Origin of the sequence: Burkholderia sp. Bp9031 (assembly GCF_003857965.1) — a bacterium.
Classification (GTDB): Bacteria; Pseudomonadota; Gammaproteobacteria; order Burkholderiales; family Burkholderiaceae; genus Burkholderia; species Burkholderia ambifaria_A.
In genome coordinates this window covers 75,050-89,655 of record NZ_QTPW01000014.1, presented here as the reverse complement: position 1 = coordinate 89,655, position 14,606 = coordinate 75,050, and the positions used below count along the sequence as shown (strand labels likewise).

Annotated in this window: 13 protein-coding genes and 1 tRNA gene; 5 read left to right on the top strand and 9 right to left on the bottom strand. The window is 67.3% G+C overall.

Features of this window, described 5'->3' with window-relative positions; all coding sequences use genetic code 11:
* Nucleotides 1–118: 118 nt before the first annotated feature.
* Nucleotides 119–265, bottom strand: a complete 147-nt coding sequence (locus DIE15_RS37050) for a hypothetical protein (protein ID WP_009690993.1) — start codon at nucleotides 263–265, stop codon at nucleotides 119–121.
* A 197-nt stretch (nucleotides 266–462) separates the two neighbouring features.
* On the opposite strand from DIE15_RS37050, the gene DIE15_RS19535 reads away from it, so the two are divergent.
* From DIE15_RS19535 to DIE15_RS19520, 4 genes are all read left to right on the top strand, one after another.
* On the top strand, nucleotides 463–852 hold the full coding sequence (locus DIE15_RS19535; protein ID WP_057928532.1) for a DUF2946 domain-containing protein: 390 nt from the start codon (nucleotides 463–465) through the stop codon (nucleotides 850–852).
* Nucleotides 853–979: 127 nt separating this feature from the next.
* Complete coding sequence (locus DIE15_RS19530; protein WP_124834119.1) at nucleotides 980–3,334, top strand: TonB-dependent receptor; 2,355 nt, start codon at nucleotides 980–982, stop codon at nucleotides 3,332–3,334.
* Nucleotides 3,322–4,578, top strand: coding sequence for a sialidase family protein (locus DIE15_RS19525; RefSeq protein ID WP_124834118.1), 1,257 nt, complete (start codon nucleotides 3,322–3,324; stop codon nucleotides 4,576–4,578). Before DIE15_RS19530 ends, DIE15_RS19525 begins: the two co-directional genes overlap by 13 nt.
* Nucleotides 4,578–5,060, top strand: coding sequence for a TlpA disulfide reductase family protein (locus tag DIE15_RS19520; RefSeq protein WP_124834117.1), 483 nt, complete (start codon nucleotides 4,578–4,580; stop codon nucleotides 5,058–5,060). Before DIE15_RS19525 ends, DIE15_RS19520 begins: the two co-directional genes overlap by 1 nt.
* Before the next feature lie 87 nt (nucleotides 5,061–5,147).
* On the opposite strand, the gene DIE15_RS19515 is transcribed toward DIE15_RS19520, so the two are convergent.
* The 7 genes from DIE15_RS19515 to pepN form a co-directional block, all read right to left on the bottom strand.
* On the bottom strand, nucleotides 5,148–5,402 hold the full coding sequence (locus tag DIE15_RS19515; protein WP_057928536.1) for a GlsB/YeaQ/YmgE family stress response membrane protein: 255 nt from the start codon (nucleotides 5,400–5,402) through the stop codon (nucleotides 5,148–5,150).
* Between the two features lie 261 nt (nucleotides 5,403–5,663).
* Nucleotides 5,664–5,876 carry a hypothetical protein gene (locus DIE15_RS19510; protein WP_057928537.1) on the bottom strand — a complete coding sequence of 71 codons (213 nt, stop codon included), beginning with the start codon at nucleotides 5,874–5,876 and terminating at the stop codon, nucleotides 5,664–5,666.
* A complete protein-coding gene (locus tag DIE15_RS19505) occupies nucleotides 5,873–7,618 on the bottom strand; it encodes an FAD-dependent oxidoreductase (protein WP_124834116.1) in 1,746 nt (581 codons plus the stop codon). Before DIE15_RS19505 ends, DIE15_RS19510 begins: the two co-directional genes overlap by 4 nt.
* A 175-nt stretch (nucleotides 7,619–7,793) precedes the next feature.
* Nucleotides 7,794–8,603, bottom strand: a complete 810-nt coding sequence (locus DIE15_RS19500) for a LuxR C-terminal-related transcriptional regulator (protein WP_057928539.1) — start codon at nucleotides 8,601–8,603, stop codon at nucleotides 7,794–7,796.
* A gap of 183 nt (nucleotides 8,604–8,786) precedes the next feature.
* A tRNA-Thr gene (locus DIE15_RS19495) sits at nucleotides 8,787–8,862 on the bottom strand.
* 208 nt (nucleotides 8,863–9,070) lie between these two features.
* A complete protein-coding gene (locus DIE15_RS19490; protein ID WP_057928540.1) occupies nucleotides 9,071–10,084 on the bottom strand; it encodes a class 1 fructose-bisphosphatase in 1,014 nt (337 codons plus the stop codon).
* 289 nt (nucleotides 10,085–10,373) lie between these two features.
* Entirely contained in the window at nucleotides 10,374–13,067 is a 2,694-nt protein-coding gene (gene pepN, locus DIE15_RS19485) for an aminopeptidase N (RefSeq protein WP_124834115.1), read from the bottom strand.
* A gap of 187 nt (nucleotides 13,068–13,254) precedes the next feature.
* Here pepN and DIE15_RS19480 point away from each other — a divergent pair, with 187 nt between their 5' ends.
* On the top strand, nucleotides 13,255–13,959 hold the full coding sequence (locus DIE15_RS19480) for a DUF4136 domain-containing protein (protein WP_124834114.1): 705 nt from the start codon (nucleotides 13,255–13,257) through the stop codon (nucleotides 13,957–13,959).
* 52 nt (nucleotides 13,960–14,011) lie between these two features.
* Here the strand turns inward: DIE15_RS19480 and DIE15_RS19475 are convergent, their stop codons facing one another.
* A complete protein-coding gene (locus tag DIE15_RS19475) occupies nucleotides 14,012–14,584 on the bottom strand; it encodes a TMEM165/GDT1 family protein (protein ID WP_124834113.1) in 573 nt (190 codons plus the stop codon).
* Nucleotides 14,585–14,606: the final 22 nt, after the last annotated feature.

Sequence of the window (14,606 nt, the reverse complement as noted above, 5' to 3'; positions counted from 1 at the left end):
ACTGATCCGGCACCGTCAGGCCGTTGCAACCCGGGTGCGAAGCGATCTGCGCCGAAAACGCAGCGATGAACCGCACGATATCGATCGACACGTGGCGGTTACAGAACGGAACGTAGGTTCACTTCGGCGAGTACAGCTTGTGCTGCTCGTCGAAGAATGCCCGGACGTGCTCGGGCAATTCGGCGAGGAATTCCACGCCGACGGGTTCCGGATCCGGGCTCATCACTTGCTCGGGCGGGGGCATGCGGGTTGGTCTTTCGTCCATGGTCGTTTCTCCAGCGGGTTCAATAATTATCAACCTCGCGCTCGGATTTATGCCAGTGGCGAATCGTTAGATTTTGTCTCTGTTGTATTAACGGCACATGCGCCGCTGCGCGCCGTGCGATGCCGGCTATCACGCTTTGTTCGATCGGCAACAACCGGCCGCTTGCTATACTTGCGCGCACTTTTTCCTGGACCGCGATGAAACGAACGACGCGATGGATCGGCCTCGTATGGCTGGCGCTGGTACTGAACGTACTGTCGCCCGTCGTCGGCTACGCGCGTCTCGCGTCGAGCGGTTCCGGCGAGCTCACGCTCGAGCTGTGCAGTGCGGCCGGCGCACGTCAGGTCGTCCTCGCGCAGTCCGGCGACGACCGCGGCGCGGCGTCGTTCGACCATGCCGGCGTGCCGCACTGCGTGTACTGTCCCGGCTTCGCGGCGAACGTCGCGCTCGGCACGAGCCTGCCCGCGTTGCCGGGTTTCGTGCGCGCGTTCGCATACCGGGCGGCCGCCCCGGCCGTTCCCGATTTTCCCCGCAAGGGCATCCGTCTTGCGCAGCCGCGCGGTCCGCCTGAAAACGTCCCGATCTGATTGACATCGTCCGCGCGCCCCGATGGCGCGCGCGCCGCCCGCGGCTCGATCCGCGCGCCGCGCCTTACGCGCGCGGCTCGCCGGCTCGCGTCCGGCGGCTTCCGGTCACGTTTTCAGGAATTCATTCATGTCGTTCACCTTCGCCGCGCGGCCGCCGCGCGGTCGGCTCGCGCTCGCCTGCGCGGCCGCTTTTGCCTGGCCGGCTGCGCAGGCGGCCCCGATCGATGGCGCGTCCGCCGACCCGCTGCCCGGCGCCTCGGGCAACCCGGCCGGCCTTGCCGCGTCCGCTGCAGCGGTCGTGCCCGCGCCGACGGGCGACACGCTGACCGCGGTCAGCGTCACCGCCCAGCGGCAACCCGTCGATCCGGATACGCCGGCCGTCGTCGAGTCGATCACGCGCGAGCAGATCGACGCGCACACCAACGTCGCCACCGAGGATGCGCTGAAGTACGCGCCCAACCTGATGGTTCGCAAGCGCTACATCGGCGACCGCAACAGCGTGTTCGCCGGCCGAGACTTCAACGAACTGCAGAGCGCGCGCGGGCTCGTGTACGCCGACGGCCTGCTGCTGTCGAACCTGCTCGGCTCGAGCTATGCGTATCCGCCGCGCTGGTCGCTGATCGCGCCCGACGATATCGCGCGCGTCGACGTGCTGTATGGCCCCTTTTCCGCGCTGTATCCCGGCAACGCGATCGGCTCGACCGTGCTGCTGACGACGCGCCGTCCTGAAAAACTCGAGGCGTCGCTGTCGACGCAGTTCTTCACGCAGCGCTATCACGACGGCTACGGTTTCGCGGACAGCTTCGGCGGCAATCACCAGACCGCGCGGATCGCGAACCGCGTCGGCCGGTTCTGGTTCTCGCTGTCGCTCGACCGGCTGGAGAACGACGGTCAGCCGATGCAGTATGCGAGCCCCAATTCCGCCTACAACCCGCGGCTTGGCGCCGCAGTGCCGGTGGCGGGCGCGGCCACCGACATCGGCCCTAACGGCAAGCCGCGCACGATCGTCGGCGCGCAGAACATCGAGCGGACGGAGCAGCTCAACGAGACGGTCCGGATGGGCTACGCGTTCACGGATCACGTCGACGCGACGCTGACGCTCGGGCACTGGGAGAACCATTACCGGCAGCACGGCGAAACCTTCCTGCGCGACGCGGCCGGCAACCCGGTCTACGGCGGCAACGTGTCGATCGGCGGCCAGAGCATGACCGTCGCGCCGAGCGCGTTCGCGCCGCAGCGCGGCGACCAGGAGAACTGGCTGTACGCGCTCGGGCTGAATGGCCGGCTCGATTCGGGCTGGCGACTGTCGGGCGTGGTGTCCGCGTACGACGTGTCGCGCGACGTGCTGCGCGCGGCATCGACTGCGCAGGGCGGCGCGGGCACGCTGTTCCAGGGCGACGGCACGGGCTGGCGTACGCTCGACCTGAAGGCCGAGGCGCCGCAGGTGAAGGGCCACACGTTCACGTTCGGCTATCACTACGACAACTATTTCCTGCGCAACGTCACGTACAACACGGCCGACTGGCTGGCCGGGCCAACCACGTCGCTCGCGAGCGTCTACCAGGGCGACACGCGCACGCAGGCGCTGTTTGCACAGGACGCGTGGCGTTTCGCGCCAGGCTGGCTCGCGACCCTCGGTCTGCGCTACGAGCGCTGGGATGCGTACGGCGGCGCGCTCGGCAACGCGACCGGCACGCTCGGCTACGCCGGCCGCAGCGCCAATGCGCTGTCACCGAAAGTCGCGCTGCAATGGGACGCGACGGAGGTCTGGCGCTTCCGGCTGTCGTTCGCGACGGGCACGCGCTTCCCGACGGTCGGCGAACTGTTCCAGGGCACGATCTCGAACAACGCGATCGTCAACAACAACCCGAACCTGCGGCCGGAAAAGGCGATCGACTGGGACTTCACGGCCGAGCGCGACGTGGGCGTCGGCGTGCTGCGTGCGAGCGTGTTCCAGAGCGACCTGCGCGATTCGATCTACAGCCAGACGACGGTGTCCGGTGCGTCGACCGTCACGAACATCTCGAATGTCGATCGCGTGCGCGTACGCGGTGTCGAGCTCGGCTTCAGCGGCCAGAACGTCGGGCTGCGCGGGCTAGACATCGACGCGAACGTGTCGGCGAGCAATGCGCAGATCCTCGCCGACACCGCGAATCCCGCATATGTCGGTTCGCGCTTTCCGCGCATCCCGCGCATGCGCGCGAACCTGCTCGCATCGTACCGCTTCGACGAGCACTGGCTCGCGAGCGTCGGCGTGCGCTACTCGGGCCGCCAGTTCAACACGCTCGACAACAGCGACGTGAATCCGGACGTGTACGGCGGCACGAGCATCTTCACGGTCGTCGACCTGAAGGCGCGCTACCGGTTCGACCGTCACTGGACCGCGTCGGTCGGCATCGACAATCTGACCGACCGCCGCTACTACGTATTCCACCCGTATCCAGGCCGCACTTTCTTTGGAGAACTGAAATGGTCGCTGTGAAATCGTTCGCGGCAGGCTGCGCGTTGTGGCTCGCGGCGTTGTCGCCCGCCGGCGCGCACGATGCACCGAAAGCCGCCGATCCGCATGCGGCGCACATGAGCATGCAGGCCGCACCGGCGCAACAGAAGCAGCCGCTCGCGACCGGCGCCGCGTTCGACGCGCGGCACCGGCTGTGGGTCGCATGGGTCGAAGGCGCGCACGTCGTCGTCGCGCACTCGGACGACGCGGGCCGCACGCTGTCCGCGCCCGTGATCGTCAATGCGATGCCCGAGCCGATCTACACGAGCGCGGAGAATCGGCCGAAGATTGCGACGAGCCCCGACGGTCGCGCGGTGTACGTGTCGTGGTCGATGCCGCTCGATGCGCCGTACACCGGCATGGTGCGCTTCTCGCGTTCGCTCGATAGCGGTGCGACCTGGAGCGTGCCGGTCACCGTGCATCGCGACCGGCAGGCGATCACGCACCGCTTCGACATGATGGCTGTCGATCCGGCCGGCAATATCGCGATCGCGTGGATCGACAAGCGCGATCTCGTCGCGGCGAAGGCGGCGGGGCAGGCGTACGAGGGCGCGGCCGTCTACTACGCGGTGTCGCGCGACGGCGGCACGTCGTTCGAGCCCGAGCGCAAGGTGACCGACCACACGTGCGAATGCTGTCGCATCGCGATGGCGATCGATCCGGCCGGACACATCGAAGCCGTGTGGCGCAACGTGTTCCCGGGACAGATTCGCGACCATGCGCTCGCGGTATTGCCGGTGTCGGCGTCGGAGCCCGTCGTGCCGGTGCGTGCGACGTTCTCGAACTGGCACGTCGAGGCCTGCCCCGAACACGGGCCGGCGCTTGCGATCACGCCCGACGGTACGCGTCATATTGCGTGGTTCGGCGTGGTCGATGGTCGTGCCGACGTGTTCTATTCACGCATCGGCGCCGACGGCCGGCCGCGCGGCACGCCGTGGGCATTCGGTGCGAATCCGGCCGTGCCGGCTGAACAGGCATCGCACGCGGCGCTCGTCGCGCGCGGCGACGTCGTCTGGCTCGCGTGGAAGGCGTTCGACGGAGACACGATGCAGATCAAGCTGCGCCGCTCGGACGATCGTGGCGAGCACTGGTCGGCGCCGCGCGTGATCGCGTCGACATCGGGCGCGAGCGACAATCCGCAACTGCTCGACGATGCGGGGCGCATCTACCTGTCGTGGCGCACGCGTGACGACGGCTACCGGCTGATTCCCGTGGAGGGCGCGTAATGAAGCGGCTGGTGATTTTGATCGGCGTCGTGCTCGCGAGCCTGCCGGCGTGGGCCGGCGAACTGCAGCCGCTGCGCGCGGCCGAGGTCGCGAAGTTGTATGCGACGGCGCACGACCGACCGCTCGCGGTCGAGATCTGGTCGCTCGATTGCGGATACTGCCGCGAGAACGCCGCGCATCTCGTCGCGTGGCAGCGCCGGCATCCGGACGTGCAACTCGCAATGGTCGCGATGGACGCTTATGACGACAACGGTGCGGCGATCGCGCAGGCGCTCGCGCAAATGAACCTGCCGCCGCAGGTCGCGCAGTATGCGAATGCGGAGCCGATGCCCGAGCGTCTGCGGGCGGCGCTCGATGCGGGATGGCGGGGAGAGATGCCGCGTACCGTGTGGATCGGTCGCGATGGCGCACGCGAAGCGCGCAGCGGATTGCTGACGACCGGCGTGCTCGACGGCTGGTTGCAGCGCGGCAAGCGCCGCTGAAACGGAAGGCGGCGCGCGCGGGATGCCGCGCGCCGCTTCGATGCAAAGACGCAGCGAAAGCACGCCCGAAGGCGCGCGAGAAGATCGTCAGGCCGCGCGCCTGAATAGCCGGATCACGAACAGCAGGATCACGGCGCCGATGACCGCGACGATCACCGAGCCGATGAAGCCGCTGCCGAGGCTGATGCCGAGCAGTCCGGCCAGCCAGCCGCCGATCACCGCGCCGACGATACCGACGATGATGTCGACGATCAGGCCGAACCCGCCGCCCTTGACGAGCAGCCCGGCCAGCCAGCCGGCGATCGCACCGATGATGAGCCACATAATCAAGCCATGAGTCATGGTGATCCTCTCCTTGGGTTGAGTCGAAATGACCGGATGTCGGCTGTTTCGCCGCAAGCCGCATGTAGGCGGCTTGCGATCCGCCGAGCCGCCCACGCAATGTAACGCGATAGACGGGTCGGAATCGTTAAGTAATGTTATGCACCCTTAACGGGTTTTTCCAGGGATTCGTCTGCCTACGGCGCGGCGCCTACGCAGACGATGCGTGGCGAAATGAATATGTAAGGAGGGCGTGGCGACCGTTCGGCGGTGCGTCGTGCGTCATTGTCCGTGCGCCGGCGCCGGTGCGCCCGTATCTGGCAGGCCGTCGCCCGCGTCGGCAATCAGGCGGGCGACGGTCTTCGCATCGCCGATCGTCTCGATTGCCAGCAGCGCGAAGCGCGCGAGAAAGAGCGAGGCATCGGTTTCGCCGATGCGGGTCATCGTGTGGCACAGATCGGTGTAGAGGGTGTCGCGTTCAGTGTCGGTCATCATGCGTTCTCCTGAAGATCGGATGACGTGCGCGGATGGAGCGCGCGTTCGAGTGCGGTGGTCAGGTCGGCGGGGCGTGCGTCGTGCCAGCGGCCGAGCACGTGTCCGTCCGGACGCACGAGGTAGACGGTGCCGTCGCGCGCACCGTACAGGTCGAACAGCCGGCCGTCGGTATCGTAGCCGCCGCATCCCGGCTGTTGCGGTGCCGCGTGCCGCGCGAGCGTGACCAGCGCGAATGGTATGCCGGCGTCGTGCAGGTGCCGTTCGAGATCGTCGAACGACGGATCGGGTGCGCCGTCGCGCGTGAAGCGGAACGCCGTGAAGCACGGGCCGACGAGATCGGTCAGGTGGCTGCGACGCGCGCCGCCGGGCTTGCCGATGTCGCGCGACGCCTGCAGCATCAGCGGACATTCCGCGAGTACCGTGCCGGAGGCCGGCCCGGCTGAAAATGCATCGCGCGCGTCCGCATTGAGCGGCGACGCCGTGTAAGCGATGGCCGACGTCTGGCGCGGATTGATCAGCGAACGCAGCGCCGGATGCCGGACCGCGAGCGTCAGCACGGCCTTGCGCATCAGGTCGAACGCGAATGACGGCGGCGCCATGAACTCGGTGCTCTTGGTGCCGTAGCGCAGGTTCTCGTGCGTCGCGAACACGCGCTCGTCCGAATAGCTGTCGAGCAGCGCGTCCGACGCGAGGCCGCGAATCACGTACGCCAGTTTCCACGCGACATTGTCGGCGTCGTCGATGCCGGAATTCGCGCCGCGCACGCCGAAGATCGGCACGAGGTGTGCGGCGTCGCCGCAGAACAGCACGCGGCCGTGCCGGTAGCGTTCGAGCGTCAGTGCGTTCGCCTTGTAGATCGTGATCCAGATCGGCGACCAGTCGCCGCGCTCGCCCATCATGTCGAGCAGGTTCTGTACGCGCGGGATCACGTTCTCGGGCTTCACGGCCGCTTCGGGATCCTCGTCGTCGCGCAACTGGTAGTCGATCCGCCACACGTTGTCGGGCTGCTTGTGGACGAGCACCGTCGAGCCGGGGTTCGACGCCGGGTCGAAATACGCGAGCCGCTCGGTCGGCCGGTCGCTGTCGAGCGCGATGTCGACGATCACGTAGCGGCCTTCGTAGCGGGTTCCTTGCAGCGTCAGGCCGAGCGCTTCGCGCATCGTGCTGCGCCCGCCGTCGCTCGCGACGATCCAGTCGGCATCGAGTGCGTAGCCGCCGAGCGGCGTATCGACGTCCAGGCGCACGCCGTCCGGGTGTCGCGTGACGCCCGCGACCTTCGTCTGCCAGCGGATCTCGATGAACTCGGGGCGGCGCAGCGCGGCATCGAGCAGGAACTGCTCGATGTGATACTGCGCGAGGTTCACCATCGGCGGCAGCTTCTGGTTCTCGTCCTGCGGCATCGTGAAATGCAGTACTTCGTCGCGACGATGGAAGCTGCGTCCGCCGCTCCACGGCAGTCCGACGCGCAGGAAGTCGCCGAGCGCGCCGAGCCGCTCGATGATCTCGAGGCTGCGTCGCGAGATGCAGATCGCGCGGCTGCCGTGACAGACCGAATCGTCGGCTTCGAGCAGCACGCTGCGGATGCCGTGGTTGGCGAGGCCGAGTGCGACAGCGAGGCCGACCGGCCCGCCGCCGACGATCGCGACGCGGTGCCGCTGCGTATCGACACCATCGCTGCAGGTCGGCAGGTGCGCGGGATGACGCGCGGCGACGAACGGATATGGCTTGAATTCGATGCCCATCGTTGGCTTCCAGGGTTGCAGTGATCGGACCCGCACGCGCGATGACGCGACGCGTGCGGCAGCTCGATGCAGTATGGAAGCCGTGCCGGACACCGCTGTCCTCATTCCGGGTACGGCGAACGGCTGGTGGCGGGCCGGGACTTACCCTGACGCGTTCAGGATCGGCAGGCGCCGTTCACGGTTGCAGGCACAGCGCAAACAGCTGGCGTTGGCTCGAGATGCCGAGACGCCGATAGGCGCGCTTCTGATAAGTGACCACGCTCGATGCCTTTACGCCGATCGTCTCGCCGATCTCCTGCGCGGTTTGGCCTTCGAGCACGCCGCGCAGCACGTCGAGTTCGCGTTTGGACAGTGTCGGGCATGCGCCGCGCAGCCGCCCGAGCATCAGTTGCGGGATGCCGATCTGCGCCGAGCCCGCGAGCGCGTAGTGATGCTGCGCCGCCTGCGCGATCAACGGCGCGAGCGTTTCGATGGCCGCGATCTCGCGCGGCTGGAATGCGCCGCTGCGATGCGCGCGATACAGGTTGATCGACAGCCAGGTCGAGTCGTTCGGCTGCATCAGCAACGCGAGGCGATCGGATACGTCGGGGCCGCGGTAGCAGGCCGCGCGATATGCGTCATGACCGATCTCGTCGCCGGTCTGCTGATGCAGCAGCACGTCGCGGCGGTGCGTGCCGCGACCGGCGGCCGAAACGATCTTCTGGTTGCCGTCGAGCGCATAGAAATGTCGCGCGTAGGTGTCCGCGACATCGCGCAGGTAGCGGCCGCCGCGATGATCGGCGACCGACACGGTGCGCGGCCGGTTGCCGAACTCGTACGCGAAGATCGTGCACTGCGTGACGGACAGCGCATCGTCGAACAGCTTCAGGATTTCCGCGGCGAACGCGTTCGGGTCACTGCCGCCGATCGCGGCGACGAGACCGGTCGCGCGAGACACGTCCAGTTGCCCGCTGAGGTTCGGTCGCTCGAGACGCCAGGTGCGCATGATGCAGGGAGAGGGCCGGGTGGTCCGGCGATTGTAATCGGCGGCGCGCGGCGCGGGAGTCGGGAGATGCCCGCAAGCGGAATTGACGGGGGAGGGCAGGCGCACGATTCCGTGTGTATCGGAAAACGTGGGCCGGAAAAGAGAAAAGGCCTGACAAGCATCACTTGTCAGGCCTTTATATCTTGGTGCCGGAGATAGGAGTCGAACCTACGACCTTCGCATTACGAATGCGCTGCTCTACCAACTGAGCTACACCGGCAGCAGAGAAATGAAATTATATGGTGAAATCCGAGATCTTGGCAATAGGTTTTGCGAAATTTTTTCAGCTTGTTGCTGCTGCTTCGCGAAACCCTCGATCCGGCGGACTTCCCGCTTTCACTTCACTGCGATGCGGCCTGTCAGGGCCACATCGCGAAGGCGCGATTGTACTGACGTCTCGCACCTCCGTCTAGTGCTGCGGTGCAAATTTATTTGCCTTCGTCGTGATAGCCGGTCACGCGTTCGACTTCGTTCTTCGAACCGAGGAATACCGGCACGCGCTGGTGCAGGCCGGTCGGCTGCACTTCCATGATGCGCTGCGTGCCCGTCGTCGCGGCGCCGCCCGCCTGTTCGACGATGAACGACATCGGGTTCGCTTCATACATCAGGCGCAGCTTGCCCGGACGATCGGGCGTGCGCTTGTCGGCCGGGTACATGAAGATGCCGCCGCGGTTCAGGATCCGGTGCACGTCGGCAACCATCGACGCGATCCAGCGCATGTTGAAGTTGTCGCCGCGCGGGCCTTCCTTGCCGGCGTTCAGTTCGTCGACGTAGCGCTGGACCGGCTCGTACCAGTGGCGTGCGTTCGACGCGTTGATCGCGTATTCGCGCGTATCGGCCGGGATCTGCATGTTGCTTTGCGTGAGCACCCACGAGCCGACTTCGCGGTCGAGCGTGAAGCAGTTCACGCCGTTGCCGGTCGTCAGCACGAACACGGTCTGCGGGCCGTACACCGCGTAGCCGGCCGCGACCTGCTGCGTGCCCGGCTGCAGGAACGATTCCTCGGTGGCCAGCTTGCCGTCCGGGCAGCGCAGCACCGAGAAGATCGTGCCGATCGACACGTTCACGTCGATGTTCGACGAACCGTCGAGCGGGTCGAACACGAGCAGGTATTCGCCGCGCGGGTAGTTCGCGGGGATCGGGAAGAACGTTTCCATCTCTTCCGATGCCATCGCGGCGAGGTTGCCGCCCCATTCGTTCGCGTCGAGCAGGATCTCGTTCGACAGGATGTCGAGCTTCTTCTGCACTTCGCCCTGGACGTTCTCGCTGCCGGCGGTACCGAGTGCATCGCCGAGCGCGCCCTTCGACACGTTGTAGCTGATCGCCTTGCACGCGCGAGCGACGACTTCGATCAGCAGGCGGAGGTCGGCGGGGAGGTTGTTGGTCTCACGCTGCTGCTCGATCAGGAACTTGGACAGCGTGGTGCGGCGGGCAATGGACATGACAGACTCCGAAAGGCCAAAGAATCCTTGAATTGCCGCAATTTTACCCGGCGCGCCTGCCGACCCGCCGCCTTTTTTCGTCCCGTTACATGGCCGGGCAGCCGATCCGGCCGGGTGCCGGCGAGCGGCTTAGAGCGGAGCGGCCCTGCTGCCGCCGGAAAACCGCGTGCCCGAACGCGTTGTCCGGCTCCGACCCCGCCAACCTTCAGTCGATAAAAAAAGCCGGCGCCGCAACGGGGCGGCGCCGGCTTAGTCGCGTGGAGGCGCGACGCGAATCGCGTGCGTGACCTTACGCGAGCGCCTTCTCGACGATCTCGCGCACGTCGCGCGATTTCGCGCCGGCCGCGACCTGCTCGAGCGCTTCGCGCATCCGGTCGCGCAGCGCCGGCGTGAAGCGGCGCCACAGTTCGAGCGAGCGGGCGAGGCGCGCGGCGACCTGCGGGTTGATCGCATCGAGCGCGAGCACCTGCTCGGCCCAGAACGCGTAGCCCGAACCGTCCGCCGCATGGAATTGCGCCGGGTTCGCCGCGCAGAAGCTGAAGATCAGCGAGCGTGCGCGGTTCGGGTTCTTCAGGTTGAACGCGGGGTGAGCCATCAGCTTGCGGACCTTCGCGAGCGTCGGCTGGGCGGACGAGCCGCGCTGCGCGGCCTGCATCGCGAACCACTTGTCGATCACGAGCGCTTCCTTCTCGAAGCGACGGTAGAAGTCGTCGAGTGCGCGCGTGGCCGCGTCGTTCGCGCCCGAGGCCGCGGCGGACAGCAGGGCACCGAGCGCGGCAGCGCGATCGGTCATGTTGTTTGCCGCGTCGTACTGCGCGGTCGCGATGCGCACGGCGTCGGCCGGATCCTCGAGTTCGGCGAGATACGCGAGCGCGAGGTTCTTCAGCGCGCGGCGGCCGGACGCTTCGGGCGTCGGCTCGTACGCGCCCGGCGTCTGGTGCTGCTCGAACGCGGCGAGCCACTCGGCGCGCAGCGCGGTCGCGAGCTGGCGGCGCACGAACTGGCGCGCGCGATGCACGGCGGCTGGATCGGCTTCCGCCATCTGGTCGGCCAGATAGGTTTCCGACGGCAGCGTCAGCGCGAGTTCGCGGAACGCGGGCGACAGGTTTTCATCGGTCAGCACGCGGCGGAACGCGGCGACGAAGTTCTCGCCGAGCGTGAGCGGCTCGTTCGCGGCGGCGCGCGCGGCAAGCGTCAGCAGCGCGCGCGTCGCGAGGCGCTGGCCGGCCTCCCAGCGGTTGAACGGGTCGCTGTCGTGCGCGAGCAGGAACGCGAGATCGTTGTCGCTGTAGTCGTACTCGACGATCACCGGCGCCGAGAAATTGCGCAGCAGCGACGGCAGCGGCTGTTCCGGCACGTCGACGAACGTGAAGGTCTGTTCGGTGTCGGTGAAGTCGAGCACGCGCGTCGTGCCCGACGCGGCGGCTTCGCCGTCGAGGCGCAACGGCAGGTCACGGCCGTCGCGGCCGATCAGGCCGATCGCGAACGGGATCAGCAGCGGCCCCTGTTGCGTCTCGCGTGCGGCCGGCGACGCGTCGCCGTAGCCCTGCGCGAGCGTGACCGTGTAGCGGCGCGCGGCCGTGTCGTAGGCGGTGCGCACCGACACGCGCGGCGTGCCGGCCTGGCTGTACCAGCGCTCGAATTGCGCGAGATCGCGCCCGTTCGCGTCGGCCATCGCGTGGCGGAAGTCGTCGCACGTCACCGCGTGACCGTCGTGGCGCTTGAAGTACAGGTCCATCCCGTTGCGGAACCCGTCGCGGCCGAACAGCGTCTGGTACATCCGCACGACTTCCGAGCCTTTCTCGTAGACGGTCATCGTGTAGAAGTTGTTGATCTCGACGTAGCTTTCCGGACGCACCGGATGCGCCATTGGGCCCGCGTCCTCGGCGAACTGCAACTGGCGCAGCACGCGCACGTCTTCGATGCGCTTGACCGCGCGCGCCGCGGATCCGACCTCGTCGCCCGCGGCCATGTCGGCAGAGAATTCCTGGTCGCGGAACACCGTCAGGCCTTCCTTCAGGCTCAGCTGGAACCAGTCGCGGCAGGTCACGCGGTTGCCGGTCCAGTTGTGGAAGTACTCGTGGCCGACCACCGACTCGATGTTCGCGAAGTCGGTGTCGGTCGCGGTCTCGGGGTTCGCCAGCACGTACTTCGTGTTGAAGATGTTGAGCCCCTTGTTCTCCATCGCGCCCATGTTGAAGTCGCCGACCGCGACGATCATGAAGCGGTCGAGATCGAGCTCGAGGCCGAAGCGCTTCTCGTCCCAGCGGATCGAATGGATCAGCGAATCCATCGCGTGACGGGTCTTGTCGAGATCGGCCGGTTCGACCCAGACCTGCAGCAGTTTTTCCTTGCCGGAGCCGGACGTGATCTTTTCCTCGATCGCGACGAGCTTGCCCGCGACGAGCGCGAACAGGTAGCTCGGCTTGCGGAACGGATCTTCCCATTTCGCGAAGTGGCGGCCGTCGGGCAACTCGCCCGAATCGACCAGGTTGCCGTTCGACAGCAGCACCGGATAGGTGGCCTTGTCGGCGCGCAGCGTGACGGTGTACGACGCCATCACGTCGGGGCGGTCGAGGAAGTAGGTGATGCGGCGAAAGCCTTCGGCCTCGCATTGCGTGAAGAAGTTGCCGCTCGATACGTACAGGCCGGACAGCGTCGTGTTCTGGTCCGGCGCGCACGCGCTCTCGAGCGTGAGCTCGAATGCGTCGGGCACGTTCTCGACGGTCAGCCCGTGTTCATGTGCGCGCACCGCACCGTACGGCGCGCCGTCGAGCTGCGCGTCGAGGAACTCGAGCGCTTCGCCCATCAGCTCCAGATGCGGGGTCGGCGCCGCGTCCGGATTGCGGCGCACGCGCATCGTATTCCTGACGATCGTGCGGGCCGGCGCGAGATCGAATTCGAGTGCGACGGAATCGATGAGGAAGGCCGGCGGCGTGTAGTCGGCGCGGCGGATCACGGTGGAGGAGGCGTTGTCGGACATGGTCGTCGAGATCGGTGGAGTGGGGATCGGGCCCCGCAGCGCGGGCCGGGCGAACCGGGCCATTGTACAAAGGCTTGCGGCCGCGTGCCGGGCGAACTTTTTACCGGTTGCGGCAGTCCGCGTATTATCGGCATCCCGTGCGGTTCGCGCGGTGCAACGAACGGGTGACGGATCGACGAGGATCGACATGAAACGCGAATGGATTCAACGCGGTGCGGGTTGGGCGGCGGTGCTGTGCGTGGCGCTGCTGACGGGCTGCACCAGCTACGTGACGACGCAGGTCACGGCCTTCTCCGACTGGAGCGGCAGCGACGCGACACGCACTTACGCCTTCACGCGCACCGATGCGCAGAAGCACAGCATCGAGCAGTCGACCTACGAGCCGATCGTCGCGAACGAGTTGTCCGCGTATGCGTTCCGGCAGGTGCCGACCGCGCAGGCGCGCTATCTGGTCGGGTTGACCTACGGGGTCGGCAGCGATCTGGTGACGGTGCCGCAGCCGGTCTACTACGACCCGTGGTTCATGGGGCCGGGGCCGTACTGGCGGGGCGGGCCGTGGGGCCCGTGGGGGCCCTGGGGGCCGATGCCGGCCGGCTATGTCGCGCAGACCTACCAGGTCTTCGACTACACGCTCGGCATCCGGATTACCGAGCGTGCCACCGGCAAGGAGGTCTACAACGTGACCGCACGCACCACCGGCGACAACGGTGCGCTGCTGTATGCGATGCCGTTTCTCGCGCGCAGCGCGCTCGCCGATTTCCCGTTGGCGAACGGCGCGATCCGCACGGTGCGGCTGCCGGTCGACAAGCGCGGTGGCCCGGCTGCGCCGCAGGCCGCCAACGAGCGTGCGGTGCCGGCCGTGCCGGCATCGGGCGCGGTGGTCGCGAAGTAACGCGCTGTCGACTCTGGCGCGGCCGCCCGGCCGCGCCGCTTGCCGGCGTGCGTCAGACCCCGACGCCGAGCAACGCCAGTGCGCCTAGCACGACGAACAGCACGGCCGCGATGCCGTGGACCAGCTTCGTCGGCAGGCAGTGCGCGAAACGGTCGCCCAGCAGGATCGCGGGCACGTTCGCGAGCATCATCCCGAAGGTCGTGCCGGCCACCACGCCGATGTAATCCTGGAAGCGCGCGGCGAGCGCGACGGTCGCGATCTGCGTCTTGTCGCCCATTTCCGCGAGGAAGAACGCGACGAGCGTCGCGCCGAACACGCCGAGCCGCGAGCGGTTCGTATTGGCTTCGTCGGCATCGAGCTTGTCCGGCACGAGGATCCACAACCCCATCGCGATGAACGAGAACGCGAGCGCCCAGCGCATGATCGACGGCGTGACAAGCGCGCCGAGCCATTCGCCGAGCGCGCCGGCGAAGCCGTGGTTCACCAGCGTCGCGACGAGCACGCCGAGAATGATCGGCACGGGCTTGCGATAGCGCGCGGCCAGCACGAGGGACAGCAGTTGGGTCTTGTCGCCGATTTCAGCGAGGGCGACGGCGCCGGTGGAGATCAGGAAGGCTTGGGACACGTATGGGGTTCCACGGGCCGGT

What these genes read in the sequence shown, in the direction of transcription:
- DIE15_RS37050 (WP_009690993.1), bottom strand. Translation starts at nt 265, where the DNA reads ATGGACGAAAGACCAACCCGCATGCCCCCGCCCGAGCAAGTGATGAGC.
- DIE15_RS19535 (WP_057928532.1), top strand. Translation starts at nt 463, where the DNA reads ATGAAACGAACGACGCGATGGATCGGCCTCGTATGGCTGGCGCTGGTA.
- DIE15_RS19530 (WP_124834119.1), top strand. Translation starts at nt 980, where the DNA reads ATGTCGTTCACCTTCGCCGCGCGGCCGCCGCGCGGTCGGCTCGCGCTC.
- DIE15_RS19525 (WP_124834118.1), top strand. Translation starts at nt 3,322, where the DNA reads ATGGTCGCTGTGAAATCGTTCGCGGCAGGCTGCGCGTTGTGGCTCGCG.
- DIE15_RS19520 (WP_124834117.1), top strand. Translation starts at nt 4,578, where the DNA reads ATGAAGCGGCTGGTGATTTTGATCGGCGTCGTGCTCGCGAGCCTGCCG.
- DIE15_RS19515 (WP_057928536.1), bottom strand. Translation starts at nt 5,402, where the DNA reads ATGACTCATGGCTTGATTATGTGGCTCATCATCGGTGCGATCGCCGGC.
- DIE15_RS19510 (WP_057928537.1), bottom strand. Translation starts at nt 5,876, where the DNA reads ATGATGACCGACACTGAACGCGACACCCTCTACACCGATCTGTGCCAC.
- DIE15_RS19505 (WP_124834116.1), bottom strand. Translation starts at nt 7,618, where the DNA reads ATGGGCATCGAATTCAAGCCATATCCGTTCGTCGCCGCGCGTCATCCC.
- DIE15_RS19500 (WP_057928539.1), bottom strand. Translation starts at nt 8,603, where the DNA reads ATGCGCACCTGGCGTCTCGAGCGACCGAACCTCAGCGGGCAACTGGAC.
- DIE15_RS19490 (WP_057928540.1), bottom strand. Translation starts at nt 10,084, where the DNA reads ATGTCCATTGCCCGCCGCACCACGCTGTCCAAGTTCCTGATCGAGCAG.
- pepN (WP_124834115.1), bottom strand. Translation starts at nt 13,067, where the DNA reads ATGTCCGACAACGCCTCCTCCACCGTGATCCGCCGCGCCGACTACACG.
- DIE15_RS19480 (WP_124834114.1), top strand. Translation starts at nt 13,255, where the DNA reads ATGAAACGCGAATGGATTCAACGCGGTGCGGGTTGGGCGGCGGTGCTG.